General features: G+C 73.2%; 20 protein-coding genes. 10 read left to right on the plus strand and 10 right to left on the minus strand.

The genetic code is table 11. From position 1 onward, the window contains the following. Positions 1-97: 97 nt before the first annotated feature. Positions 98-358, plus strand: coding sequence for a cell division protein CrgA (locus tag FRAAL_RS29515; protein ID WP_041939973.1), 261 nt, complete (start codon positions 98-100; stop codon positions 356-358). A gap of 142 nt (positions 359-500) precedes the next feature. Beyond that, the gene (locus FRAAL_RS29520) at positions 501-893 is read left to right on the plus strand and encodes a RidA family protein (protein WP_041939974.1); all 393 of its coding nucleotides are present in this window, start codon (positions 501-503) and stop codon (positions 891-893) included. Positions 894-906: 13 nt separating this feature from the next. On the opposite strand, the gene FRAAL_RS29525 is transcribed toward FRAAL_RS29520, so the two are convergent. Next, positions 907-1,266 carry a hypothetical protein gene (locus FRAAL_RS29525; RefSeq protein WP_011607796.1) on the minus strand — a complete coding sequence of 120 codons (360 nt, stop codon included), beginning with the start codon at positions 1,264-1,266 and terminating at the stop codon, positions 907-909. 52 nt (positions 1,267-1,318) lie between these two features. Continuing rightward, a complete protein-coding gene (locus tag FRAAL_RS29530; RefSeq protein WP_041939975.1) occupies positions 1,319-3,223 on the minus strand; it encodes a glycoside hydrolase family 15 protein in 1,905 nt (634 codons plus the stop codon). Between the two features lie 163 nt (positions 3,224-3,386). On the opposite strand from FRAAL_RS29530, the gene FRAAL_RS29535 reads away from it, so the two are divergent. Then, the gene (locus FRAAL_RS29535) at positions 3,387-3,878 is read left to right on the plus strand and encodes a PH domain-containing protein (RefSeq protein WP_011607799.1); all 492 of its coding nucleotides are present in this window, start codon (positions 3,387-3,389) and stop codon (positions 3,876-3,878) included. A 35-nt stretch (positions 3,879-3,913) separates the two neighbouring features. On the opposite strand, the gene FRAAL_RS29540 is transcribed toward FRAAL_RS29535, so the two are convergent. After that, entirely contained in the window at positions 3,914-4,894 is a 981-nt protein-coding gene (locus FRAAL_RS29540; protein ID WP_157892257.1) for a rhomboid family intramembrane serine protease, read from the minus strand. Between the two features lie 124 nt (positions 4,895-5,018). After that, a complete protein-coding gene (locus FRAAL_RS29545) occupies positions 5,019-5,546 on the minus strand; it encodes a peptidylprolyl isomerase (RefSeq protein WP_011607801.1) in 528 nt (175 codons plus the stop codon). A 316-nt stretch (positions 5,547-5,862) separates the two neighbouring features. Between FRAAL_RS29545 and FRAAL_RS29550 the strand changes: the two genes are divergently transcribed. Then, entirely contained in the window at positions 5,863-6,624 is a 762-nt protein-coding gene (locus FRAAL_RS29550; RefSeq protein WP_011607803.1) for a hypothetical protein, read from the plus strand. Positions 6,625-6,847: 223 nt separating this feature from the next. Here the strand turns inward: FRAAL_RS29550 and FRAAL_RS29555 are convergent, their stop codons facing one another. Together FRAAL_RS29555 and FRAAL_RS29560 are read right to left on the minus strand one after the other, a co-directional pair. Then, entirely contained in the window at positions 6,848-8,644 is a 1,797-nt protein-coding gene (locus FRAAL_RS29555) for an FAD-dependent oxidoreductase (protein WP_231861424.1), read from the minus strand. A 106-nt stretch (positions 8,645-8,750) separates the two neighbouring features. Then, positions 8,751-10,328 carry a hypothetical protein gene (locus tag FRAAL_RS29560; RefSeq protein WP_011607805.1) on the minus strand — a complete coding sequence of 526 codons (1,578 nt, stop codon included), beginning with the start codon at positions 10,326-10,328 and terminating at the stop codon, positions 8,751-8,753. A gap of 1,672 nt (positions 10,329-12,000) precedes the next feature. On the opposite strand from FRAAL_RS29560, the gene FRAAL_RS29565 reads away from it, so the two are divergent. Next, positions 12,001-12,858, plus strand: coding sequence for a universal stress protein (locus tag FRAAL_RS29565; RefSeq protein ID WP_041939977.1), 858 nt, complete (start codon positions 12,001-12,003; stop codon positions 12,856-12,858). Between the two features lie 14 nt (positions 12,859-12,872). Here the strand turns inward: FRAAL_RS29565 and FRAAL_RS29570 are convergent, their stop codons facing one another. Further along, positions 12,873-14,735 carry a C2 family cysteine protease gene (locus FRAAL_RS29570; RefSeq protein ID WP_231861425.1) on the minus strand — a complete coding sequence of 621 codons (1,863 nt, stop codon included), beginning with the start codon at positions 14,733-14,735 and terminating at the stop codon, positions 12,873-12,875. A gap of 213 nt (positions 14,736-14,948) precedes the next feature. Between FRAAL_RS29570 and FRAAL_RS29575 the strand changes: the two genes are divergently transcribed. After that, on the plus strand, positions 14,949-16,169 hold the full coding sequence (locus FRAAL_RS29575) for an acetyl-CoA C-acetyltransferase (RefSeq protein ID WP_011607810.1): 1,221 nt from the start codon (positions 14,949-14,951) through the stop codon (positions 16,167-16,169). An 85-nt stretch (positions 16,170-16,254) separates the two neighbouring features. Here FRAAL_RS29575 and FRAAL_RS29580 read toward each other — a convergent pair whose 3' ends face one another. Continuing rightward, positions 16,255-17,349 carry a phosphatase PAP2 family protein gene (locus tag FRAAL_RS29580; RefSeq protein WP_011607811.1) on the minus strand — a complete coding sequence of 365 codons (1,095 nt, stop codon included), beginning with the start codon at positions 17,347-17,349 and terminating at the stop codon, positions 16,255-16,257. A gap of 596 nt (positions 17,350-17,945) precedes the next feature. On the opposite strand from FRAAL_RS29580, the gene FRAAL_RS29585 reads away from it, so the two are divergent. The 3 genes from FRAAL_RS29585 to ahcY all read left to right on the plus strand — a co-directional run bounded on the left by FRAAL_RS29585 (position 17,946) and on the right by ahcY (position 22,920). Continuing rightward, positions 17,946-18,152, plus strand: a complete 207-nt coding sequence (locus tag FRAAL_RS29585; protein ID WP_041941151.1) for a DUF1918 domain-containing protein — start codon at positions 17,946-17,948, stop codon at positions 18,150-18,152. 417 nt (positions 18,153-18,569) lie between these two features. Next, complete coding sequence (locus FRAAL_RS29590) at positions 18,570-21,254, plus strand: efflux RND transporter permease subunit (RefSeq protein ID WP_011607814.1); 2,685 nt, start codon at positions 18,570-18,572, stop codon at positions 21,252-21,254. A gap of 229 nt (positions 21,255-21,483) precedes the next feature. Beyond that, entirely contained in the window at positions 21,484-22,920 is a 1,437-nt protein-coding gene (gene ahcY, locus FRAAL_RS29595; protein ID WP_041939978.1) for an adenosylhomocysteinase, read from the plus strand. Positions 22,921-23,046: 126 nt separating this feature from the next. Here the strand turns inward: ahcY and FRAAL_RS29600 are convergent, their stop codons facing one another. Then, positions 23,047-23,670 (minus strand): hypothetical protein, encoded by a 624-nt coding sequence (locus tag FRAAL_RS29600; RefSeq protein ID WP_041939979.1) that lies wholly within the window; start codon positions 23,668-23,670, stop codon positions 23,047-23,049. A gap of 140 nt (positions 23,671-23,810) precedes the next feature. Further along, positions 23,811-24,854 carry a GNAT family N-acetyltransferase gene (locus FRAAL_RS29605; RefSeq protein WP_231861427.1) on the minus strand — a complete coding sequence of 348 codons (1,044 nt, stop codon included), beginning with the start codon at positions 24,852-24,854 and terminating at the stop codon, positions 23,811-23,813. Between the two features lie 348 nt (positions 24,855-25,202). Between FRAAL_RS29605 and FRAAL_RS29610 the strand changes: the two genes are divergently transcribed. Further along, positions 25,203-26,003, plus strand: coding sequence for a peptidoglycan recognition protein family protein (locus tag FRAAL_RS29610; RefSeq protein ID WP_041941153.1), 801 nt, complete (start codon positions 25,203-25,205; stop codon positions 26,001-26,003). Positions 26,004-26,065: the final 62 nt, after the last annotated feature.

The following is a 26,065-nucleotide window of genomic DNA, read 5'->3' on the forward strand; positions in this document are numbered from 1 at the left end:
TCTAACCTGTTGCCCAGTGCGGGACCGCTACCCGCCGAACCGGAAGGGCGGCGGCGGTCGCCGCTCGTCCACGCACGGCCAGCCGAGGAGTCCCGCAGTGCCCGAGTCACGACGTCGCAAGCCGAAGAAGCCGACGCCGAGCGTCAACGCCAGCCAGACCCGCCGCAGCAGGCCCCCGTCCCCGCCCTGGTTCGGCGGGCTCATCCTGGCCTTCTTCCTCATCGGGATCGCCTACCTGCTCGTCTACTACTTCTCCAACGGCGGCGTGCTGGGAATGGAGGGGTTGGGCGGCTGGAACATCCTCATCGGGTTCGGCTTTGTCGTCGTCGGCCTCGCCGTGTCGACCCAGTGGCGTTAGCCGGGTATCCGCCTGGCCGGCAGTCGTTCCGGCCGGCGCCCGGCACGCACTCGGGCGGACTTCCAGCGGTGTCATTTATCCACAACCGTTGTCCACAAGTGTGGATATCAACCCCCGCGCGCCATTGACGGATAGCGACCACATGAATACCGATCGTCAGCTCATCGCCGGAACATCCCCGTTCGAGGCGACCATCGGATTCTCCCGGGCTGTCCGGGTCGGTGACCGGGTGTTCGTGAGTGGTACGGGCCCGGTCTGGCCGGACGGATCGGTGGCCGCGGACGCGCAGGCGCAGGCCCGGCGCTGCTTCGAGCTCATCGGCGCCGCGCTGGAACAGGCCGGGGCGAGCCTGCGCGACGTCACCCGCACCCGCATGTTCCTCACCGGCACGCAGCACGCCGCAGCGGTCGGGGCGGTCCACCGGGAGCTGTTCGCGACGATCCGTCCGGCCGCCACCATGGTCGTGGTCGCCGGCCTGCTCGACGAGCGTTGGGTCGTCGAGGTGGAAGCCGAGGCGATACTCGGGATTGAGTAGGGCGTCGGTTGTGTCAGCGGGCGAGGACCGCGGCGCGCAGCCGGGACACGGTGCTCTCGGCGTCGTCGGCACCGATGATCAGCCGCCGGAACTCCCCGCCCGGGCGGACCTCGACGACGACCGCCGGCCGCCCCCGGTAGACGGCCGCGAAGGCCTTGCCGTCGCGGGAGCGCCACGTGCCGAGCGCGATCACGCGCGGGATCCCGGTCCCCGGCAGCCGCCATCCGCAGAGCTCGGCGAACGGTTCCGGCGCCGGACGGACGTCGAGGATCTCGTCGAGGGATACCGAGACGTCGCCGCGTAGCGCGCCGAGCCGCTCCAACCCGCTCATGACGACCTCGACCCGCTTGTCCCTGACCTCCAGGCTTGCCACGCCCCCACGTTAGTGCCACAACCGCCGCCGACGCCGCGAATACGGCCGAGGCTCAGGTGGACGGGGACGGGCGGGCGTACGCCTCGGCGTCCTCGGCCCGGATCACGTACATCACGGCGTTGATCAGGGCCAGGTGGGTGAACGCCTGCGGGAAGTTCCCGAGGTGGCGTCCGCTGTTCGGGTCGATCTCCTCCGCGTAGAGGTCCAGCGGGCTGGCCAGGCTCAGCAGCCGCTCGCAGAGCTGGCGGGCCCGGGTCAGCTCACCGATCTCGACCAGGGCCGACACCAGCCAGAACGAGCAGATCAGGAAGGCGCCCTCGTCCCCGGCGACGCCGTCGTCGGTCTCCTCGGTGCGATAGCGCAGCACCAGGCCGTCCTCGGTCAGCTCGTCGGCGATCGCGAGCACGGTCGCCTTCACGCGTTCGTCCGACGCGGGCAGGAAGCCCAGCAACGGAATCAGCAGCAGCGAGGCGTCCAGCGCCTTCGACCCGTAGTACTGGGTGAACACGCCGCGATGGTCGACGCCGGAGTCGCAGACCTCCGCGTGAATCTCCTCGGCGATCGCCTTCCACCGCGCGGCCGTCTTCGTGTCACCGCGCATCTGGGCCAGCCGGCGGCCCCGGTCCAGCGCCACCCAGCACATCATCTTCGACACGGTGAAGTGCTGCAGCGCGCCGCGGACCTCCCACATCCCGCAGTCGGGTTCCTGCCAGTGGGCGGCGGCGGCCTCGACGAGGCGCACCAGCACCGGCCACAGCCGCTCGGAAAGGTAGTCGCGCGACTTGGTGTGCAGGTAGACCGAGTCCAGCACGACGCCCCACACGTCGTGCTGGCGTTGCAGCGCGGCGGCGTTGCCGACCCGGACGGGCGAGGCCCCCTCGTAGCCCGACAGGTGACCGAGGATCTCCTCGTCGATTCGCGGCTCCCCGCCGACCCGGTACATCACCTGGATGTTCTCGTCGTGCTCCGCGACGTCGGCGATGAACGAGAAGAAGTCGTTGGCCTCGTAGTCCAGACCCAGCGTGTAGAGGCCCCACAGGGCGAAGGTGGAGTCCCGCAGCCAGCTGTACCGGTAGTCCCAGTTCCGCTCGCCGCGTGGCGTCTCGGGCAGCGAGGTGGTGGCCGCGGCCAGCAGGGCGCCCGTCGGCGCGTAGGTGAGTCCTTTCAGTGCCAGGGCGCTGCGCTGCAGGTGGCGCCGCCAGGGGTGGTCCGGGAACATCCCGCGCGAGAGCCACTGCCGCCAGAACTCGGTCGTACGGTCCACGGCGCCGCAGGCCTGCAGGTAGGTGTCCGGCAGCAGCGGTTCCTCGGGACGCCAGGTCAGCGCGACGAAGGCCGTGTCGCCCTCCCGCAGGGTCGTGCGGGCCAGGGCACGCCGGCCGTCGAAGCCCAGCCGGAGGTCCGTGCGCAGCCGCAGCGTGATGTTGCTGCCCGCGTTGGCGATCACTCCCGAGGAGTAGTCGTCCTCCTCGTACTCCCAGGACTCCGCCTGGCGGCCGTAGTCGAAGTTCGGTTCGCAGACGAGGCTGAGGTCGACCGAGCCGTGCTCGCAGCGGGCGAGGCGCAGCAGCACGTGGTCGGCGTCCCAGTCGCTGGGGGTCCGCCGGTGGGTGTTGGAACGCTCGTGGGTGCGGTGCCAGCGGCCGACGACCAGGCAGTCGGTGACGATCAGCCAGCCGTTCGGCGTCTGCCAGGTCGTCTCCAGGATGTTCGTCCCGGGCAGGTAGCGGCGCCCGGCCGGGATCTGCGTGCGGTCGGGCCCGAACCGGAAGCCGCCCGCCGAGCGGTCCAGCACCGAGCCGAAGACGCTGGGTGCGTCCGGCCGGGGCACGCACATCCACTCGACGTTGCCGCTGGGCGCCACCAGGCACGTCGTCTCGCAGTCGGACAGGAAACCATACTCGGCGATCGGCGGGAACGGACTGCCCCCGCTGCGTCGCACCGGTGAATGTGCCACCCGTACCCCCTGATCACGACCTGCCACGGCATCTCTCACGCCATCGCCACCCCACCGAGATCAATACAATGAGTGTTGATGAGATAGCGAATAGTAGCCGCTACCCAGCATGGTGCAAGCACCTCGGCCGCCCGGCAACTCGGCAATGTGGTTGCGTGGTGGCGTGACCACGCAGCCCACCGGGTCCGGGGAACCGCCCGGCGCCGACCGTCCGCCGACGTCCGCCGCCTGGTCGCCGCCGCTGTGGCGGGTCGGGCTCTATGCCCTCGGCGGCACGGCGGCGGCGCTGGTGGCCGCCGTCGGTCCGCTGGCGCAGCGGGTCGGCTCGCTCGACGCCGCCGGCCGGCTGCTCGTCGGGGTGCTCGCCGCCGGCCTGTGGGTGCTGGCAGTGCGCGACCTGCTCGCCCGGCCGACCCTGCGGGTCTCCCCCGCCGGACTCGACCTCGTCGACGGGCTGCGCCGCCGGCACCTGCCGTGGGCGGCCGTACTCCGGGTGCGCGCCGGCACCCTCACCCACAATCGGCGCGCGGTGCATCTGCGCACCCTCGAGGTGGAGACGATCGACGGCCCGATCCTGCTCACCCGCCGCCAGCTCGGCACCGATCCAGGCCCCGTGGCCGAGCGCGTCGAGGAGATCCGGCTCCGGCTGGGCTGACCGGCACGGCCGGGGCCACCGCGGCGACCGGCGGGCTACACCAGCGTCGAGGACTTGACGGCCGCCGCGACGAACAGCAGCGCGATCAGGCCGACGACGCCGCCCGCCTGCGCCCACGCCCGCCGCGGGGGCACGTAGGCGTAGATCAGGCCGACGATCACGCCGGCGGCGAGACCGCCGAGATGGCCCCACTTGTCGATGTTGCTGAACGAGAAGGTGATGAGCAGGTTGATCCCCAACACGACGAGGATCTGCCGCGAATCGACCCGCAGCCGGCGGGCGATGACGTAGTAGGCGGCGAAGAAGGCGAAGATCGCGGTGGACGCGCCGACCGAGGCCGTGGACAGGCCGCCGAGCAGGTAGCTCAGCGTGTTCCCACCGACCGCGCCGGCCACGAACAGGCCCAGGTAGCGGGCCCGGCCGAGGATCGCCTCGAGCTGGAAGCCCAGCAGGTACAGCGCGTACATGTTGAACAGGATGTGCAGCACGCCGGCGTGCAGGAAGGCCGCGGTGAGCAGCCGGTAGTACTGGTCGTCCGCCGCGATCCGGAAACCGATCATCGCGAAGTCGTCGGTGAACCGGTTGCTGTTGTCGCCGCCGGCGAGCCCCGGCGCCCCCTGGAGGATGTACGCGACCACGCACAGCCCGATGAGGATCTGGGTGACCAGCCCCTGCCGGGCGAGCTGCGCCCGGCCACCGAGGGTCGTGCGCGGCTCGCGCTCGGGCGGGGCGATCCGCCCGCCCGCCGGGCGGCCCTCCTCCGGGCAGTGGAACCCGACCGCCGCCGGCCGCATGCAGTCCGGGCAGATCGGCCGGCCGCAGCGCTGGCAGGAGACGTAGGTCTCCCGCTCCGGATGGCGGTAGCAGTGCGGAATCGACGGCGCAGGCGAGCCGGGTTGCGGGGTCCAGCCGGGGTGGCCGGCCGGCGGGCCGACGGTGGGCCGCCAGCCCGCCCCGGCCGGGCCGGAGCCCGCGTCGCCCGCGGGTCCGCCCGGCTCCGGCGGCGGCTGGGTCATCGGCCGACCCCGTGAGCGCGGCCGGGTCGCACCCGCCGCGCCGGGCACGACCGGCCGGCCGGCGGCACGTCCGGTGGTCTCATGGTCGTACTCCCGCGGGGTCGGGTCCGGCCGGCCGAACCGGTCAGGCCGGCCGACGGTCGATGACGATCTCCTGGATCACGATGTCGGTCTTCGGGCGGTCCTGCGCGGCGGTCGGCGCCTTGGCGATCGCGTCGACGACGTCGGTGCCCCGGGTGACCTCACCGAAGATCGTGTGCTTGCGGTTGAGCCAGTCGGTGGGCGCGACGGTGACGAAGAACTGCGAGCCGTTCGTGCCCGGCCCGGCGTTCGCCATCGCGAGCAGGTAGGGCTTGTTGAACGTCAGGTCGGGGTGGAACTCGTCGGCGAACTGGTAACCCGGGCCGCCGCGGCCGGAGCCCAGCGGGTCCCCGCCCTGGATCATGAAGTTCGGGATGACCCGGTGGAAGATCGTGCCGCTGTACAGCGGGGTTCCGGTCTTCTTGGCGCCGCTCGCCGGGTCCGTCCACTCCTGCGTCCCGGTCGCCAGCCCGACGAAGTTGCGGACGGTCTTGGGAGCGTGATCGGGGAACAGACGGATCTCGATATCCCCCTGAGTCGTCCGCAGCGTCGCGTACAGCTCCTCGGCCATGAGCCTCTCTTCTCTTCAGGTCTGGGTCGATGTCCGGTCAGACGGCGCCCGAGCCGGACCCGATCGTATGCGCCGGGCGCAGCCGGCGTTCCGCACCGCCCGCATCGGCATGCACCGCGTGACGGACCCGGGTGCACGCCGCCGGTGCCCCGTGCACACCCCCGGTGCACAGCCCAGGCATGTCACGCCAGGTCGGCGTGACACGCCTGCGGGGGCCCGGCGCGTTGGAGAGGGCGGCCAACGGGGTACGGCACACTGCACAGATCTTGACCGCCCGCGACCCCCCGCCACGATCTCGGCTCCAGGGAAGGACGCCATGAGCACCACCATCAAGGACCGTATTTCGCACGTCACCGACACCGCGCCGGTCAGCGGGCTCTCCGACGCGGCGAAGCACGCCGCCGACCGGGCCGGCACGGTCGCCCATCGCGCGGCGAGCATCGCCGGGGAAACCGCCGGCACCGCCGCGTCGGCCACCCGGGACGCCGGCGTGACCGTGGCGCACCGGATCTCCGACGTCTCCGGCTCCGCGACCCGCGGCGGAACGGCCGTCCCGCGCGTCGCGGGCAAGGCTGCGAGCAAGGCCGTCGCCGTCTCCGGGCGGGCCGGCCGGCGGATCGAGAAGGCCCGGTCCCAGGCCGAGCTGTCCGCCGAGCGGGCGCGCGCCGCCGCCGAGCTGCGCTCGGAGCGGCAGCGTTCGCGTAAGGCCGTGGCCAACGAGGCCAAGGCCCGCATCCAGGCCGACAAGGCCCAGGAGATCCTGGAGAAGCGGCTGGCCAAGGCCGAGGGCAAGCTCGCCAGGGTCCACCGTCGGCGCCGCCGCGGCCTGCTGACGCTCGCCCTCGCCGGCGCCGGCGCGGCGGGCACCGTCGCGGTGCGCCGCTACCTGGCCCAGCAGGACAGCCCGACGATCACCGCGGAGCCGGCGCCGATCGGCAGCACGACCGGTTCCGCCGCGGCCACCGACCGGGCGAGCGGCCGCGACGCCTTCGACGACCGCCTGTCGACCTCGACGAACAGCCTCGAGGAGATGCCGGGCGTGGACACGACGTTCGGCGAGCCCAGCCGGCCCCGCTGAGGCGCGCGGCGGCGGCAGCCGGCCGGCGGGCGTCGAGCCCGCCGGGGTCGGTTCCGCCGCCGACGTCCGTCCCGGCCTCGGCCTCGGCCAGGATTTCGTGCGGCCGGGGTGTGGGTCGGCCCGGCTCGGGTGGGTCGGCCCGGCTCGGGTGGGTCGGCCCAGCTCGGGTGGGCCGGGCCGGCTCGGGTGGGCCGGGCCGGCTCGGGCGGGCCGGGCCGGCCGGTCAACGGCGCGGCGCCGCGGCCGGATCGCCGATGCGGTACGCGCCGGGGGCGTCCGCCGGAACGGCCGGTCGGGCCGGCGCGCGGGGATCGACCCGCCGGTAGGGCTGGCCCATCGTCGGACGGGGGTCCGCTTCGCCCTTGTTCGGCCAGAACGACATGGCCCGTTCGGCCTGGGCGGTGATGGTCAGCGACGGGTTCGCCCCGAGATTCGCCGAGATCGCCGCGCCGTCGGCCACGTGCAGGCCCGCATAGCCGAAGACCCGCTGGTAGGGGTCGATCACGCCGGTGGACGGGTCCGCGCCGATCGGGGCGCCGCCGAGGATGTGCGCGGTCATCGGGATGTCGGCGATCTCCCCGACGGAGCCACCGGGGTAGCCGCCGATCCGGGCTGCGATCCGGCGGACGGCCTCGTTGCCCGCCGGGATCCACGACGGGTTCGGATCGCCGTGGCCCTGCCGGCTCGTCAGCCAGCGAAGACCGAACGGGCCGCGCCGCAGCGACACCGTCAGCGAGTTGTCGCGCGCCTGCATCACCAGAGCGATCATGGTCCGTTCGGACCAGCGCCAGGGCAGCCCCATGGCCAGTGCGTGGTGCGGGCGGACCAGTAGTTCCCGCAGGTACTTCAGCCACCGCGGCGCCCGGCCCCCGCCGTCCGTCATCGCCGCGCTGATCAGGGCCATCAGGTTGCTGCCCCGGCCGTAGCGGACCGGTTCGACGTGGGTCTGCCCGTCCGGGTAGAACGACGACGTGATCGCCACTCCGCGGGCGACCCGGCGGTCCGGGCGGAACCGCGTCGCGCCGAGGATCGACTCGGAGTTCGTCCGGGTGAGCTCGCCGAGCCGGGGGGACAGGGCGGGCAGGTCCCCGCGCTCGCGCGCCGAGAGCAACAGACGCTGGGTCCCGAGGGTGCCGGCGGCCAGCACGACCTGCCCCGCGGTCAGCGTGCGCCGCCCGCGCCGGGGCATCCCCGGCGTCCGGGCGACGTCGACCTCGTACCCGCCGCCGGGCCGCGGGCGGATGGCGGTGACGGTGGTGTCGGGCAGGACCCGCGCGCCGGCCCGCTCGGCGAGGAACAGGTAGTTGCGGTCCAGCGTGTTCTTCGCTCCGCGGCGGCAGCCGGTCATGCACTCGCCGCATTCGACGCAACCCGTGCGGCCGGGCCCGACCCCGCCGAAGTAGGGGTCGGGTACCCGGACTCCCGGCTCCTGCCGGCCGTCGCGGCCGAAGAAGACCCCGACCCGCGCCGGGGCGAAGCTCGGCCCGACGCCCATCTCGTCCGCCACCGCGTGGAACACCTCGTCGGCGTACGTGGTCGTCGGATTCGCGGTCACCCCGAGCATCCGCTCGGCCTGCTCGAAGAACGGGGCCAGCTCGGCCCGCCAGTCGGTGATGCCGCGCCACTGCGGGTCGGCGTAGAAGGCGTCGAGCGGTCGGTACAGGGTGTTCGCGTAGACGACCGATCCGCCGCCGACCGCCGTCCCGGACAGCACGATGACCCGACCCAGCCAAGTGATCTTCTGGATGCCGTGGCACCCCAGCCGCGGCAGCCACAGGAACCGGCGGATGTGCCAGTTGTTGCGCGGCAGCGTCCGCGGGCTGAACCGGCGACCCGCCTCGACGACGAGGACCCGGTAGCCCTTCTCCACGAGGCGCAACGCGCTGACGCTGCCGCCGAAGCCACTGCCGACCACGATCACATCCGCGTCGAGGCCACCCGCGTCGAGGCCACCCGCGTCGAGGCCACCCGCGTCGAGGCCACCCGCGTCGAGATCGTCGCCGGATCCGCGTTCCGCCATGCCTGTCACCTGCCGCCGTCGACGCCGGCCTTCCATGATGACCCAGCGACCGGCCTGCGCAACACCGCTCGGCGGGCGCGGCCCACCGCCACCCGGCGGGATCCGCTCAGGCCGCGCCGTCCGCCGCCTGCTGCCGTTCCCGCAGCCTGGCCTCCCGCGCCGCCTGGGCGGCTCGCTCGATCGCCTCGAGCGGCGGCCGCGGAATCTCCACCGGCGGTGCCTCGGTCGTCGCGGCCGCGGAGCGTTTCGGCTCGGCCGCGGCCGGCCGGCCGGCGCCACGACCTGCCCCACTCGGGCGGTTGAACCGGCCCCGGGGGGAAGGGGCTGACGGCGACTTCAACTGGTCGGCCCGGCGCTCCCGGCAGGAGCGGCACTCGCAGTCGGTCGACGCCCGCGGCAGCCGGTCAAGGCGCCAGGACAGGTTGTCGATCTCGTCACCATCCCCGACCAGTACCCCGGTCTGGATGATGTGGACGAGGTGCAGGGCCAGCGTGACCGGATCCCAGTTGTCCTCGTCGAAGATGATCTGCAGCTTGCCGAAGATCTCCAGGAAGTCGGAGGTCGGGCGGCGCATCGCGTTCGCCAGCACGTTGATCACCTGCGTGGCGGCGAGAGTCATCGGCGCGGGCGGCGGCGGGGGCAGCGGAACCGTGGGTGCCGGAGCCTCGTCCGCCGCGTCCTCGTCCGCCGCGTCCTCGTGCACCCCGTCCTCGTGCACCCCGTCCTCCCGCGGGGCCTCGTGCCCGAATGCGTGCGCGGTCGCATCGTCCAGCGGGGGCCGCGCTGCGGGCGCCTGGTAGGCCGCTGCCTGATCCGTGGGCTCCGCCGCGGCGGCCTCGGCGGAGATCGGCTCGGTGACGGCGGTGGCCGTGGGCGCGGCCGGGTGCGGCGGCGCGGCCGGCGCGACGGTGGCCGGTTCGTCCGGCACTACGGGTGCGTCCACCGGCTGGCGCGGATGGTCCTCGCGGCGCCAGTCCTCGGGACGCTGATGGGGCTCGGCTCGCTGATGGGGCTCGGGATGCTGGGTCGCCTCGGGGCCGAAGGGACCACGATCGCGCGAGGGGACGAGGTCGACGACGAAGCCGCCGGCCCGGTCCTGCGCCTCGCCGCCCACGGTCGCCATCTCGCGCTCGCGGGTGCGCCGCCGGGCGGCGCCCTTCGGATGGGAGCCGGCACGGCTGCGGCGCCCGCGGCGGCGGCCCGACTCACGCGAGGACTCGTGGGTTCCCGCGGCCCCGGCGCGCGTCTCGCCGGTCGGTCCGGCGGTCGCCTCGAGAGGCGACTCGACCAGGCGGACGAGACCGTCCCGGACCATCGAGTCGGGGATGCTCAGGGCGAACCGGGTCGTCCTGCCGGCGGCCGGCCGCGCCACGGTGGTCAGCCAACCCTGCCGGCGCAGCAGGGAAACCTGCCGCTGCACGTGGGTCCGGCTGTAGCCGGTCTCCTCCTGCAGGGTGATCAGCCCGGGACCGCTCACCGCCGCACCGGCGGGGAGGAACTCCGGTGCCTCGGCGAGGTGGCACGCCAGGGTGCACGCGACGAGTTTCGCCGCGGAGGGCATCGATGCGCGCAACACGGCCCGCTGCCATCCGCTGCGGTCCGCGATCAGGGTTCCCGGCTCCTGCACCGTCTGGACCGAAACCAGAGCACCAGGGATGGTGAGCTGGATCGTGTCCGGCGGCACAAGCCTCCTTCCCTCGGCTGGATCACTCGATGCTGACGGACTGCCCGGACCCGATGCGGTCACGGCCGGGTGTCCGGGGATCAGTCCCACCGGAACGGGCTCGGTGGGACGAGAGCGGGTCGACGTCTGTTCAGGCACCGTACTCCGCACCGGGTCAAGCGGCTCCTGTGGAGGGCCACCGCGGTCACATGAAGAGGACATGACTCCATCACCGCCGTTGGGTGGTCGTGGTGTGACAGAAACATCAAACATCGCCCGACTGCTGCAAAGCAAAAAGATGGCGGCGCGGCCACGAAAGGGCCACACCAATGCCGCAGAAAGGCAAGGCCAAAGCAGCCGAACAATTCGGCCGATCAAGCCGCCGAGGACAACCAGGCATCGAAATGATCGGTATTCTTCGGCCGAGTCCCTGGCCTTCCGACGAGGCGGCGGAGGTGACCGTGAGCAGGAGGCCTTCCGCACCACGCCCACGCCGGGCGGCACGCCCGACTCTGGTTCACCCCACCGCCCGGCGGCCGCCCGCGTCGCCTCCCGCCGGACGCCGTCCCGGTCCGCCCCTGGACACCCGCACGGCGGGCGCGCAGACGACCGGATCTGCCCCGGGCGCGGCGCCCGGCGCACAATCATCGCCTCTCCTCGGCCATCCCAGGCCTGCAGGGGATGGCCATTCACCAGCGGCCCCGCCCGGCCACACTCCCGACGCCGCCACGAACCGGACGGGCCGGCCGCAGCCCCGCGCGCCGCGGGGAAGCGGCGGCGGCGAGGTGGCCTGGAGGCCGCGGAAGGCTGGCCGCGGGAATTCCAGACCCCGCAGTGACGCTTCCCCGTCAGGGCCGAGGCCCCGAGAACCAGCGGCCCCGCTGCCGGCGGACAGGGCGGACAACACCGCTCCGCCGGCGAGTCAGCGCGCGACGGGCCGCCATTCTTCCGAACATCACGTCATATCCTTGCGCGATCTTTCCGGGTGATTCTGGCGTCCATTCCCCGCGCGTCCGGAGCCCGCCGCGGGCCGGGGCACCGTGCGACAACCACCGACCGACGGCGCCGGCCCGGGTCGGCCGGTACATCAATGCCGGAATTGCGGGGCAGGGCACGGCCGGCAACATCCCGTCGCGCCCGGTGACGAATGCCGCCCGGCGGCACCGTGATTCGCGCGCGGCCAGATTGGCATGATCTGCCGGATCATATGGATCATTGCCGGATCACGGCCAACCGAGACGGTCACGGATCAGATACAGCCGGGCTTGCCCAACCACGGCTCACACTCCACCGACTTTCCCGCCGGCAGGTGGGACGGAAAAGTCCCGGGTAGCGCGTGCGCGGCGACAACCCACGGTGAGAACACCACAGCGGGCCGCCATGCGGCCGGCTGCGCCCCGGACCCTCCGGACAACCGGGAAACGGCGGCCAGGAACATCGAACCCATCCGTCTGCCTATGGAGTCACCACGCCGCGGGCCCCGGTGGCCCTGGCCGGGTGGTCGGCCAGGGCGGTCGGACCCTGGGTGATCGGGTCATGGTGGCCAGCCCAGGAGGGTCGGCCCAGGAGGGTCGGCCGCGCGGGGCGGACCGCCGGCCGGGCCCGCTCGCCCAGGGTTCCCCACCGGCGGGCGGGGTATTCCGACCGTGCTTCCGCGAACGCGGCGCCACCCGGGCGGCGAAGGAGGCGGCGGATGGCCGACATCGTGGTCGGGGTCGACGGCTCAGCGGGCTCCCACGTGGCGTTGTGCTGGGCGTTCGACGAGGCTGAGCGGCACGGCTGCGGGCTGCGGGCCGTGGTCGGAATCGGGCACGGCGGACCGCCGCGGCCGGAGGCGGCCGACGGCCTGGCCGAGCGGGCGGCCCACGCGCTGCACGAGACCGTCACCGCCTCGGCCCCGGCCGGATCCTCGGTCCACGTGGCCGAGGAGGTCGTCGATCAGCCCGGGGCGGAGGCCCTGCTCACCGTGGGCCACAACGCCCGCATGATCGTGGTCGGGGCCCGCGGGCGGGGCCTGCTGCACCGACTGCGGGTCGGCTCGGTCAGCGCCTCGGTCGCCGTGCACTCGCCGGCACCGGTGGTGATCGCGCGCGGCGGCGACCCGGCCCAGACCCGCGGCCGACCGTCGCGAGCGGTGGCCGTGGGCGTGGACGGCTCCCCGAACTCACTCGCCGCCCTGGGCTGGGCCGCCGAGGAGGCCGACCGGCGCGGGGTTGCGCTGATCCTCGTGCACGCCTGGCTCGCGGCGATACCGCTCCCCTTCGCCGAGGCCCCCGGGGAGATCACCCAGGCGCTGGAGGAACAGGCCCGGGCCGCGCTCGACGAGGCCGTCGCCGCCGTGCACGACGCCCTGCCCGCCGGGCTGGAGCTGCGACGCCGGGTGGTGCCGGACTCACCGACCCAGGCCCTGCTCGCCGCCGGCCGGGAATGCGACCTCGTCGTGGTCGGCGCCCGCGGCCATGGCGGGTTCGCCGAGCTGCTGCTGGGTTCGGTCAGCCATCAGTGCATGATCCACTGCCCGACTCCCGTAGCGATCATCCGTCGGCGGTAGGCGGTAGCGGGCCGTCACCGGGTGGGTCCGTGCACGACCGTGTGCACGTCCGCCACGACCTGCGACCAGGCATACCACCGGACGTTGTCCGCACCCGGCGCGGGATCCCAGGGATTGCGCAGCAGCACCCGCCCCCGCGCGGCATCCACCGCCAGCGCCGGGTACGCGTGGGCGGCGACGAGCCCGCCGGACCGGGTCCGGCTCCGGGTCGCGAGCACGACGACCTCGCCTCGGTCGAGCAGGGCCGCGAGATCCGCGACGCTCGTCGCGCGGGCGGCTCGCCGGCTCGCCGGCCGTCCGGTGAGGGTCCCCAGGGCGAGCGAGGCGCTGCCGAACCCGATCGCGGGGTATCCGCCGTGCAGACGGGCGTAGGCCTTCTCGTAGAGCGCCGGCCAGAGCTCGGGCTGGCCCGCGGCGTTGTCGCCGTCCATCGCGATCTCCTGGACCCCCTCGCCACGCTCGCCCTCACGGCCGGTGGACGCGGGTGCCGACAGCCGGCGTGCGGGCAGCATCGCGGTCACCGTCACGCCGACCGGTGCGCCCGAGCCCGGGTGGAAGGTGATCGTGACGGTGCCGTTGGGGTTGCGGCGCAGCCGTTCGGTGAGCAGGGCGGGGTCCTGCCGGGCGATTCCGATCAACGCCGCGGCGAGGTAGCAGTCGGCGACGGCGCCCTGACCGACGTCGCCGGGGTCGGCGCCGTCGCGCACGATGGCGTCGCCGGACCGGTCCACCCCGACGACCGGCCCCGACCGCTCGCCGCCGGGGGGCGGCGGGGCGGCGGGTTCGAGCCATGGCAGGGCCCGCACCAGTTCGCCGAGCAGGTCGGGCGGCGCCCCGGCGAGCAGGTCGTCCGCGAGGCCCGCGAGTTCGGCCGCGGCGAGCACCGCCCCCGGCTTCGGCGTGCCGGCCAGCCGCGCGGCCATCGCGCCGAGAGCGGTCAACGGCCCGCCCCGCAGCAGCCCGATCACACCCGCGCGAGTCGGATCCGGCAGGTCCGCCAGCCGCGCCCGGACCGCCCGCAGCCGGTCGACGCCGAGAGTGTCCGGTACGGCGTCGGACCTGGCGCCGGCGCCGGCGCCGAACAGGGCCAGCAGCCCCGCCGCCACGGCCAGGGCGGTCGGCGACGCGGGCCGGGCAGGCGACGGCACGAACCGGGCGGTCGGCGAGGCGGGCCGGGCGCCGGGCGGCCGGCTGATCCGTTCAGGTGGACCGCCCGGCCCGACTCGACGCAGGGTGATCGGCGCGGCGGCGAAGCGGGCCATCCGCAGCTCGATGTCCCCGGCCGCGTTGGGAGCCTCGACCGCCACGAGCCGCAGCCCGCGCCCGGCCATCCCGACCGTCCCGGTCGGCGAGCCCATCCGCGCCAGGGTGCGCTCGGTCTCCCCGACGGCGACGGCGACCGTGCGGCCCAGCGCCGCCGCCCGGTCCGCGGCGGAGCGCAGGCGCGCGGCGAGGACGCCCAGCAGGACCGGATCGAAGCGAACCGGCGCGCCGCCGCTTCCCCCGGCCCCGGCCCCGGCCTCGGCCGACGCGGGCCGCCCGATCGGCCCGGGCGGCACGGGCGGCACGGGCGGCACCCGGGACGAGGTCGGTCCGGGCGAGATCGCCGCGGCGGACCAGGGACCTGGTGCGGGCAGCGCCCAGGCGGAGCCGGCCGCGAGCCGGTCGAGCAGCGCGGCGCGGGCCAGCAGCGCCTCGGCATCCGCGTCGAGGGCCGCCTGCCAGGCGAGGACGCGGCCGTCGAGCCGGGCGCGCAGGGGCGAACCGGTGCCACCCGTGCTGCGGACCCCGCTGAGCACCGCGGCCACCTCGGTGGCGGCCCGGCGCAGCGCGGTCGCGTGCCGGCCCAGGTCGTCAGCGGTGCCGGCCGACACCACGGCGCCACCCCTCGGAGCAGGTCCCTCGTGCATGCGCCCGTCCGTCCGACTCGGCCCATCCCGATGATCAAAGGTTAACCCGACCGATCCGCCCTCACCGCGCCGGCCGCGGGGCCGCGACCGAGGGCACCGAGGCGCGCTAAAGTTTGATCATTTAGCCACGTGTGCCGCGCGATCACGTGACCGCGGCGCCGAGCTTCCGGGAGGGCGTCCGTGACCGAGGCCGTCGTCGTCGCCGCCGCTCGCTCGCCGATCGGGCGGGCCTTCAAGGGCACGCTGCGGGGGCTTCGGGCCGACGACCTCGCCGCGACGATCATCCTGGCCGCGCTCGACCAGGTTCCGATGCTCGACCCCTTCGAGATCGACGATCTGATCGTCGGCTGCGGGCTTCCCGGCGGAGAGCAGGGGCACAACATCGGCCGGGTCGTCGCGGTCAGCCTCGGCCTCGACAGGGTGCCTGGCACGACCGTCTCCCGGTACTGCGCGTCGTCCCTGCAGGCGATCCGGATGGCGCTGCACGCCGTCCGCGCCGGGGAGGGCGATGTGTTCGTCGCCGCCGGGGTCGAGGTCGTCAGCGGCTTCGTCAAGGGCAACAGCGACAGCCTGCCCGACACCCAGAACCCCAGCTACGCCGGTGCCCAGGCGCGCACCGCGGCGCGGGCCGGCGCCGGCTCCCCGCCGTGGACGGATCCCCGCCGCACCGGCGAGCTGCCCGACGTCTACATGGCGATGGGCCAGACGGCGGAGAACGTCGCCCGGCTCACCGGCGTGGGCCGTGCCGAGCAGGACGAGTTCGCCTGCCGGTCGCAGAACCTCGCCGTGCAGGCCATCGCCGCCGGCTTCTACAAGCGGGAGCTCACCCCGGTCCGGCTGCCCGACGGCACGGTCGTCGACGCCGACGACGGCCCCCGGCCGGGCACGACCATCGAGGCCCTCGCCGCCCTGCCGCCGGTCTTCCGGCCCGACGGCACCGTGACCGCGGGCAACGCCTGTCCGCTCAACGACGGCGCGGCGGCGGTCGTCGTGATGAGTGACACCCGCGCCCGTGAGCTGGGCATCACGCCGCTGGCCCGGCTCGTCTCCACCGGCGTGAGCGCCCTGTCGCCCGAGATCATGGGGTTGGCGCCGGTCGAGGCGTCCCGGCAGGCTCTCGCCCGGGCCGGGATGACCATCGACGACGTGGACCTCGTCGAACTCAACGAGGCGTTCGCCGCGCAGGTCATCCCGACCTACCGCGAGCTCGGGGTCGACCTAGCGAAGCTGAACGTGCACGGCGGCGCGATCGCGCTGGGGCACCCGTTCGGCATGACCGGAGCACGGATCCTGACCACGCTGATCAACGGGCTGCGCACCACCGACGGGACCATCGGGCTGGAGACGATGTGCATCGGCGGGGGCCAGGGAATGGCGCTCGTCCTGGAACGGCTGTCCTGACTGCCGCCGACCCTGACGGCCGCCGACCCTGACGGCCGCCGACCCTGACGGCCCGCGACCCGAGCCGCTGGCGCCCCGGGCTTCCTCAGGTGCCGGCCACTTCTCCGGCATCGTCCTCGGCGGCGGCCCGCTGCGGCGGCGCGGCACCGGACGCATTCCCGCCGGGCGGGGCCGCAGCGCGGGCGGCGGTCGCATCGGCGGCGGCCGAGGAGCCCGTCCTGGCCCGCGGCACCTTCGACGCGGGCCGACCGGCGGCCCCTGGACGATCCTGGCCGATCGCCACGGGTGACGGCCCTACCGCCGACGTCCCCGGCGCGCCCGCCATCGCGGCGGCGGGCAGGGCCCGGACCGGCAGGCGGACGGCGATGGCCCACAGCCGCAGCCGGGCCTGGACCTCCGGCCGGGTGAGCTGGACCGCGGCCACGACCAGGCCGCCGCCGATGATGCCGTCGAGCCAGTAGTGGTTCGCCGTGATGACCACGACGATGGTCGTGATGATCGGGTGCAGGACCGCGAGCCACCGGGCTCTGGCGCGCAGGATCGTGATGACCCCCCACGCCTCCAGGATGGACCACCCGATGTGCAGGCTCGGCATCGCCGCGTACTGGTTGGCGACGGTGTCGTGCGGCCCGTAGGGCGTCGGCCCGAACACCGCCCCGGTGTCGACGAGATTCACTCCGGGCACCAGCCGCGGCAGGAATCGCGGCGGCGCCAGCGGGTAGGCGATGTGAATCAGCAACGCCGCGCCGGTCGACGCCATGATGACCGTCCGCACCCGGCGCCAGGACGGCCGCTGAAAGATCAGCACCCAGAGCAGAAAGATGATCGCCGCGGGGAAGTGCACCCCGACGTAGAAGCGGTTCGCGAACTCCAGCAGGTGGCTGGAGTGCAGCGCGAGGGACTGAATGGACGACTCGTTCGGCAGGTCGAACAGCCGCTCGACGTGCCAGACGCGCTTCGCGTGGTGCAGGGCGACGAGCTCCCGGCCGTCGGCGAAGTGCCGGCCGAGCCCGTAGAGCCAGTACAACGAGCCCAGCAGAACGACCTGACCCACGATGAAAACGCTGTTGCGCAGCGCCGCAGCCGCCCGACCAGGTCGGTCACCCCGACCGGAGCCCCGGGCCAGCGCGGCCGGCCGGACCGGCCCGCCCATCAGGGTCTGGCCCGTTGTGCTCACCATGAGCAGCTCCGAACCATCTCCGCCTCCCCATCACGACACTTCCCGTTAACCCATCCATCGTTCCTACCGACCGATCGGTAAGGAGGACCGGGAAAAAGATGTGAGATAGGGCTCAGTCCCCGGAACTCTTCTCGACATCTCACGCTGGGTCGCATAGCGGTCCCAGCCGTGAGACCGGCGGCGAACGAGTGATCGCCTTCCACGGCGGACTTACCCGCAGATTAACAACAGGGAACCCGCTGTCTCCGATTTCGTCGCAGGTTGGACGGCGCAGAGCGAACGGCCCGCCTCCGGACATGCCCGGCGTAGGACGAACGATCCGGCGACGGCGGCGGGTGTGACCGGATGGGGACCCCCAGCCGCCGGCGGTGCCCGTGATTCCCGCCGCGCGGGCTGTGCCGCCCCGGCCGACGACCGGCCGACGACCCGCCTCGACCAGCCTCGACCGGCGGAGATCCGTGCGGACCGGCCGGACTCGCCCACGACTTCGGCGACCTATCGGACTTCGGGCCGGCCGCGCCCCCGCAGCTGTGTTACGCAGATAGCGCAGGTGCATGCCATCGGTCACCACAACGGCAGGGAGGTTGACCGCCATGATGTCCGCATCCGTCGGAGACAGGTTCGTCGTCCACGGCCGCACCGTGGGCAGCCCGGAACGGCACGGCGTCGTGATCGAGATACGCGGCGCCGACGGCGGTCCGCCGTACGTCGTTCGATGGGACGACGGGCACGAGGGGCTGTTCTTCCCGAGCTGCGACTCGCTCGTCGAGCTCCACAGCGCCCGGGAGACCCTCCGGGTCTGATCGGCCGACGTCGACGGCCGGCCCGGCCCGCCCCGCCCCGCGCCGGCCGGCCGTCGACGAGCACGCCCCGCGCCGGCCGGCCAGCCGGCGATCATGTCGCGCGGCCGCCGCGCACCGGCACCATCGGGCGACGCACGGGGGAGGTGCGGGGTCGCTCCCCGGCCCGCCCGTTCCTACGGCCACCTTCAGGCCGAACGAGGGTCACCGGGACGGCCTTGCGTCTATGAGGCGTCGAGACCTCCGCCGCCGATTACGCATTGTGCCCCCTCGGTTTCATTCAGAAGTTGCACAAAAGATCAACGTCCGAGCTACTCCACTCAGATGTGATCTGCGCTATACACCGAGGGGTGTAGCCCTCGGACCGACCGGTCACTTTGCGTTGATCCGGAGGCCAACGAAGACTCCGGAGCGTGCCCGATGCCGCCAAGCACCATGCCAGCCGATGATCCGACGAGTCCTCCTGCCCCGACCGACCGCACGCGCTCGTCCGACGCGGATCCCGGCGGCCGGCGTTTCCGTGTCGTCGCCGTCGTGACCCTGCTCGTCACGCTCGTCCTCGGGTACGGGCTGAACCGGCTGGAGTTCACCACCGGCCAGGACAACTACCTCAACAGCGATTCGCAGGTGGCCCGGGACAACGTCGACTACCAGTCGTTGTTCGGCGGCCAGGCGATGCTCACCCTGTTCACGATCGAGCGCGGCGCCGACGCCGACGACCTGTTCACCCCGCGCAACATCAAGCAGTTCAGGGACCTGCAGACCGAACTCGACGCGGACCCGCGCATCCAGTCGACGATCACCCCGCTGACCGCGCTGGAGTTCACCGACAACCTGGTGCGCAGCAGGAACGGCAACGTCCTCGACAGCCCGGCCGCGAAGATCCTGCTGGGCGCCCAGAGCCGCGACCCGGACCCGGGCTCCGCGCAGCGCCGCCTCGCCGACTCGCTGGCCACCCTGAAGCGGATGCAGGCGATCCCCGAGGCGCAGCGCACGTTCGACAACCCGGCCTGGGTGGACTTCCTGCTCCACGACAACACCGGCGCGATCCGCAAGTCGCTGCGGCCGTTCTTCCCGACCCCGTCGACGGCCCAGATGGTCACCCGGCTGGAGGGCAACGCCTCGCTGGCGGCCGAGGGCGAGGGCGCGCGGATCGTCGAGCGGGCCACCTCCGGAGTGCGGTTCGACCACGCGACGGTGATGACCACCGGCGCCGCCGTGCTGCTCCGGGACATCAACAACTACCTTCGCGGCGGCTTCCTCACCCTGGGCGTCATCTCGCTGGCCCTGATGGCGGGGCTGCTGATCGTCGCGTTCGCGGTGCGCTGGCGGCTGCTGCCGCTCGGGGTCGTCGGGGTCGGGCTCATCTGGGCCTTCGGTCTCGCGGGCTACATCGGCGTGCCGCTGTCCGTGGTGACCATCGCCGGCCTGCCCGTCCTGCTCGGCGTCGGCATCGACTTCGCGGTGCAGCTCCACAGCCGGGTCGAGGAGGAAGCCCAGCTCGACCGGGCCGGCAACCCCGTGCTGGCGGCCCTGGCCGGGCTGCTGCCCGCGCTGGCGCTGGCCACGGTCGCCGCCGTGCTCGCCTTCCTGGCCCTGGAGTTCAGCCAGGTGCCGATGATCCGGGACTTCGGCACGCTGCTCGCGCTCGGGCTGCCGGTCATCGTCATCGCGACGGTGCTGCTGCTCAGCGCGTCGCTGACCATGCGGGAACGGCGCCGCCCCACGCCGCCGAAGGACTACACCCACGGCCCGCTCGGCCGCACCGTCATCCGGCTGGGCGCCCTGCCGCGGATCACCGCGATCCCGCTCGTCGTGGCCGCCGTGGCGATCTTCGTTGGTGGGATCTTCGCGGACGGCCGGCTGACGATCCAGACGGATCCCGAGAAGTGGGTCGACCAGCAGAGCCAGGTGATCAAGAACATCAACGCGCTGCGGGCGAGCACCGGCTCGGCCAGCGAGCTGGGCATCTTCGTCCAGTCGGGCGACGTGTTCGACGACGCGACGGCGGGCTTCGTCGGCAGGTTCGCCAACGCACAGCTCGCGGCCCACCCCGACGACCTGCTGGACGCCTCCAGCCTGGTCACGACGATCAGCTTCATGATGGAGGTGCCGAACACGAGCGTCGTGATGCCGACCGGCGCCGACATCCGGCTCGCCTACCAGGTGGCGCCGCCCGACATCCAGCGCGCCATGGTCAACCGCGAGCACCACGCGCTGAACCTCGTGTTCCGGACCGGCTCCGGGTCGCTGGAGCGCCAGGCCGGCGTCGTCGACGACATCCGCGACCACGTGCGCCCCCCGGCCGGCATCAGCGCCACCCCGTCGGGCCTCGCCGTCGTCGGCACCGGTCTGCTGGACAACTTCGCCAAGAACCGGGTCGAGCTGACGTACTACGCCCTGGCCGCCGTGTTCGTCCTGCTGCTGCTCTACAACCGCAGCCTGGTGCGGGCGGTGCTGTCGCTGGTGCCGGTGCTGATCGCGGTGGGGCTCAGCTCGATCATCGCCCTGCTGATCGGGGTCGACCTGAGCCCGCTCACGGCGGTCAGCGGCCCGTTGATCATCGCGTTGTGCACGGAGTTCACCACCCTGCTCGTGCTACGCCACCTGGAGGAACGCCGCCGGGGCCTGGGGCCGCTCGCGGCGGTCGAGGCGGCCGCGGCCCGCACCGGGCGGGCCTTCCTCGTCTCCGCGCTGGCCGCCGTGATCGGCGTCGCCGTGCTGGCGTTCAGCTCGCTGCCGCTGCTGCGGGACTTCGGCCTGCTGGTCGCCCTGAACGTGGCCGTCGCCCTGCTGTCCGCGCTGGTCGTCCTGCCGCCGCTGCTGGTCTGGGCCGACGAGCGGGGCTGGGTGCACCGTCACGGCGGCGGTGCGGGCTCGGTCTCGGTCTCGGCGCCCGGCCCCCTGGACAAGTGGCTCATAAGCGGACATGCGGCTACGGAGAGGACGGGAGCGTCCCGGCCGACCGACGCACCGCGCGGCGGCGGGGACGCGGCGGCCGGCACCGGTGGCGCTCGGCCGGGCGTGGCGGGAGCCGGGCCGGCAGCGGGAGCCGGGCCGGCAGCGGGTGTCGAACCAGCTCAGCGGGCATCACGGCGAGGGTGAGACGAGGGTGACGGTGATCCCGGGCCGGGCTACCCCGCCGTAAGGGTGTGATCGCGCGGTCGCGCCGCCCGACTGGCCCGGGTCTTCGTTCCCCTGCCCGCATGTGGCACGCTCAGGAAACGTGTTCCCGGGCCGGCGCATCACGGCCACCGCCTGCCGGCGGGTGGTTCCCGGGACTCCGCACCCGCCACCCAGGCTCGGCAGCCGCCCGAGCGTCGAAGGAGAAGGCATGAGTTTCGACTTCAAGGTCGCGGATCTCGCGTTGGCCGAGTTCGGCCGCAAGGAGATCCGTCTTGCCGAGCACGAGATGCCCGGCCTGATGGCCACCCGGGCGGAGTACGCGGCCAGCCAGCCGCTGCGGGGCGCCCGCATCATGGGCTCCCTGCACATGACGATCCAGACCGCGGTCCTCATCGAGACCCTGGTGGCGCTCGGCGCCGACGTCCGCTGGGTCTCCTGCAACATCTTCTCCACCCAGGACCACGCGGCCGCGGCGATCGTCGTCGGGCCCAACGGCACCAAGGACGACCCGCAGGGCGTTCCGGTCTTCGCCTGGAAGGGCGAGACCCTCGAGGAGTACTGGTGGTGCACGGACCAGGCGCTGGCCTGGCCGGACGGCGGCGCGCCGAACATGATCCTCGACGACGGCGGCGACGCGACCCTGCTCGTGCACAAGGGCGCGCAGTTCGAGGCGGCCGGCGCGGTGCCGGCGACGGACCCCTCCGACAGCGAGGAGTACGCGATCGTCCTGGAGACGCTGCGCCGCACCATCGCCGAGAAGCCCGGTCGCTGGACCGAGACGGCGGCCAACATCAAGGGCGTCACCGAGGAGACCACCACCGGCGTGCACCGTCTCTACGAGATGGCCAAGGCCGGCACGCTCGCCTTCCCGGCGATCAACGTCAACGACTCGGTGACGAAGTCGAAGTTCGACAACAAGTACGGGTGCCGCCACTCGGTCATCGACGGCCTCAACCGCGCGACCGACGTGCTCATCGGCGGGAAGGTCGCCGTGGTCTGCGGCTACGGCGACGTCGGCAAGGGCTGCGCGGACGCGCTGCGCGGCCAGGGCGCCCGGGTCATCGTCACCGAGATCGACCCGATCTGCGCGCTGCAGGCCGCGATGGACGGCTTCCAGGTCACCGTGCTCGAGGACGTCGTCGGGATCGCCGACATCTTCGTCTCCACCACCGGCAACTTCAACATCATCACCGCCGACCACATGGCGGCGATGAAGCACCAGGCGATCGTGTCGAACATCGGACACTTCGACAACGAGATCGACATGGCCGGCCTGACGAAGACCCCGGGCATCGAGAAGATCAACATCAAGCCGCAGGTCGACGAGTGGGTGTTCCCGGACGGCCACTCGATCATCGTGCTCGCCGAGGGCCGGCTGATGAACCTCGGCTGCGCGACCGGCCACCCGAGCTTCGTGATGTCGAACAGCTTCACCAACCAGGTGATCGCGCAGATCGAGCTGTTCACCAAGACCGAGAGCTACCCGATCGGCGTCTACGTGCTGCCCAAGCACCTCGACGAGAAGGTGGCCCGACTTCACCTCGACGCGCTCGGGGTGAAGCTCACCGAGCTGACCAAGCAGCAGGCGGACTACATCGGCGTGCCCGTCGAGGGTCCGTACAAGGCCGACCACTACCGCTACTAGTACCGGCGGCACCACCACCGGCGGCTACCGGTACTGGCGGCTACCGGTACTGGCGGCCATCCCCGCCGGGGGCCCTCTCCACCGCCTGGAGAAGACCAGGGCCCCCGCCGGGGCGCGGCCCGGCCGTCAGCGTTTGAAGGACGACCAGCAGACCGACGTCCACGCCGGGTTTCCGGTGTCCCCGAGGTCGTACCAGCCGTCCGGCAGGTAGGTCCCCCAGGTCACCGGCGGCCCGGCGGCACCGTTCGCGCCGTCGGCGAGGGCGGGGCGCGGCACACCGAAGGTCGCCTCCCCGCCCGGGCAGCCCTGGTGCTCGAACCGGAACGTGGGCTCGCCCGCGTCGACCCCGCGGCCGGCCTCGGTCCGGCACAGCAGCGCCGTCACCGGCCGCCAGAACGTCGCGATGTGGGCGTAGTAACCGGCCTCGAGCCAGGTCGCGCCGGTCGCCGGCGCCCCGTCCGACGCCGGCACGCTGACCTCGCTGACCTGGCCGGACGGGCAGCTCGCCCAGATCACGCCGCCGGCGCGGGCGGCCCCGGCGTCGGCCACGGCGAACAGCCCGGTCAGGGCGATCGTGGCGCCGGCCGCCGCGAGGGTCCTGCGGGCCGGCCGGGATCCGCGCAGGCACCGGCCCCGCCGGCCTGCGCTCGGCCGGGTCGGCGGGTGGTGGTCACCGGGAGCGGGCGGGGCCCCCGCGGGGGCGGGCATCGGCTGCCCGGCCCGCCGACGCGAGGCTGCGGCATACGGCATTGAATGCCTCCTTGTCGAACCCGGCCACGAACGACCGTCGGACCACAGCCGTCTGCGCGGGATCGGAACACCCGTTCCACCCTTTGGTCCGGGATTCCCGTAAATAAAACAGCAGATACCCGCCAGGATAGCGAGAGTTGTCAGGACGTTGGGACTTCGTTCGTCCCTGCCGGTGAGGACAGCGGGCGGCGGAACTCGATTTCGGTCGTGGCCGAGAGGTCGTGCAGGTCGCGGCTGTGCCCGGTGGCCTGGTAACCCAGCCGCCGGTACAGCCGGTGCGCGTCGGTGAACCTCGTGTCGGTCCACAGCCGCATCTGCCGCGCCGCCCACCGCCGGGCCTCCCGTTCCGCGCGGTGCACCAGGGCCGCACCCAGCCCTCGGCGGCGGACGAGGGCCGACACGTACAGCGTCTTCAGCTCGGCGGCCGCGCCGGGATCGGCGGCCGCCGCGGGATCCGCCGCCGGTCGCGCCCACACCGCCACGCTGGCGAGCACTCCGCCGGCCGGCCCCGCCCCGATCGGACCGGCAGCGTCCGCCGAGACCACCCACATGGCCCGAGCGGGCTCCCCCGTGCCCGCCGCGTGGGCCGATCCGGGGGCCCGCAACCACGGCTCCTCGGCGTCCACGTCGAGGACGCAGCCCGGGTACTCCGCCCAGACGGTCGCGATCAGCTCCTGGAGCGCCGCGGCGTCGGAGTCCCGCACCCGCCGCAGGCCGGGGAGCAGCTCGCGGCGCATCCACACGTGTTCGATGCCCGCCTCGACGTCGGGTTCGCCGATCGGCCGGTACCCCTGGCGGGTGTAGAAGTCCGCCACCCTCGCCTGAGCGTGCAGCTCCACGGCCGGCAGACCGCGCTCCCCCGCCCGTGCCTCCAGGGCCGCGGTGACCAGCCGGCCCAGGCCCCGGCCGCGCCAGGCGGCGGAGACGGCGACCCGCCCGATGATCCCCACCGGCTCCGCGTCCGGCCGGTGGGGCCCCGGATCGAGCAGGCGGGCCGTGGCCACCGCCCGCCCGTCGTCATCGAGGACGACGGCATGGTCCGCGGTCGCGTCGAGGCCGTCGTACTCCAGCTCCGGCGGCACGCCCTGCTCGCGGACGAAGACCTCGTATCGCAGGTCGAGCGCGGTGCGCGGGGGCGTCCCCGCGACCACGGTGACCGCGGCGTCGCCGGCGCGCCCGCTCACCGGCACCGGTCCGATCGGGGGAGGCACGGGCCGGATCCGGACATAGGCCGGCAGTCTAGGCGCCGGTCCCGCAGCCGACCGGCGGGTGCGTCACCAGGCCGACGATGCGCGACGCGTAGGTTTCCGTGGGCGGTATGTCCGGGCATCCTGCCCGATACGGACCGACCCACCAGACCCGGCATCGCGACCATCTCGACGCTCCGAGTAGAAAGCAGGACTGTACCGGTCGGGACCGACCATCCTGGGTCGACCGACTATCGACCGCACGAAGAGGAAGCGGCCCGGAATCGTGAATGTCCAGACGAGAACCAGTCGTGACGACGCGTGCGCGCGGAAGGGCCGCTGACGATGGCGCCGACCCTCTACCCGCCCGCCCGGCTGCGCCCGGTGCGGAACACGTCCGGCGCGATGATCCAGCCGACCCGCGGACTCATCCCGCACGTCCAGGTCGGCACCGGTTCGCTGTTCGGCTGGTTCGACAACGCCGCGAGCCAGGTCAGCTCCCATCTGTGGCTGTCCAGGAACGGCGACTTCGAGCAGTATGTGCCGTTCGATCAGCGGGCCTGGGCGCAGGCGGCCGGGAATCCGTACTGGATCTCGTGCGAATGCGAGGGTTACGACACCGAGGACTACACACCGGTACAAATCACCCGGCTGGCCGAGCTGTTCGGCTGGGGGATGCGGGAGTTCGGCTGGAAAGCGGAGATCGCCGACTCGCCGAACGGCTATGGCCTCGGCACCCACCGGATGGGCGGGCAGGCCTGGGGCGGACACACCTGCCCCGGCGACCTCCGGGCGGCACGCCGCGGCGACATCCTGTCGCTCGCACTCGGTGACGGTCGCGGGGTGACGTCCGATCCCCGCGAGCGGTACGCCGGCCGGCCGACGCTACGCGAGGGAGCCCGTGGCGCCGACGTCGTGGAGCTCCAGAACGCGCTGAACATCGTCTTCGGCCACGAGGCGCCGATCGGCGATCCCAACCGGATCAGTCCGGATGGCGCGTACGGTCCACGCACCACCGCGCGGGTGGCCTCGCTGCAGCGCTACGCGTCCCCGTGGTTCGGCCGCATCCCCGACGACGGCGTCTGCGGAACGAACACCTGGCGCAAGATCGGCTACATCCTCACCGGGATGAACCGCACCGTCTGACGTCGGCCCCGCCGTCCCGCCCGACCGGGCTGGCAGGGCTGGCAGGGTCGACACACTCTCGC

Source organism: Frankia alni ACN14a, assembly GCF_000058485.1.
Classification (GTDB): domain Bacteria; phylum Actinomycetota; class Actinomycetes; order Frankiales; family Frankiaceae; genus Frankia; species Frankia alni.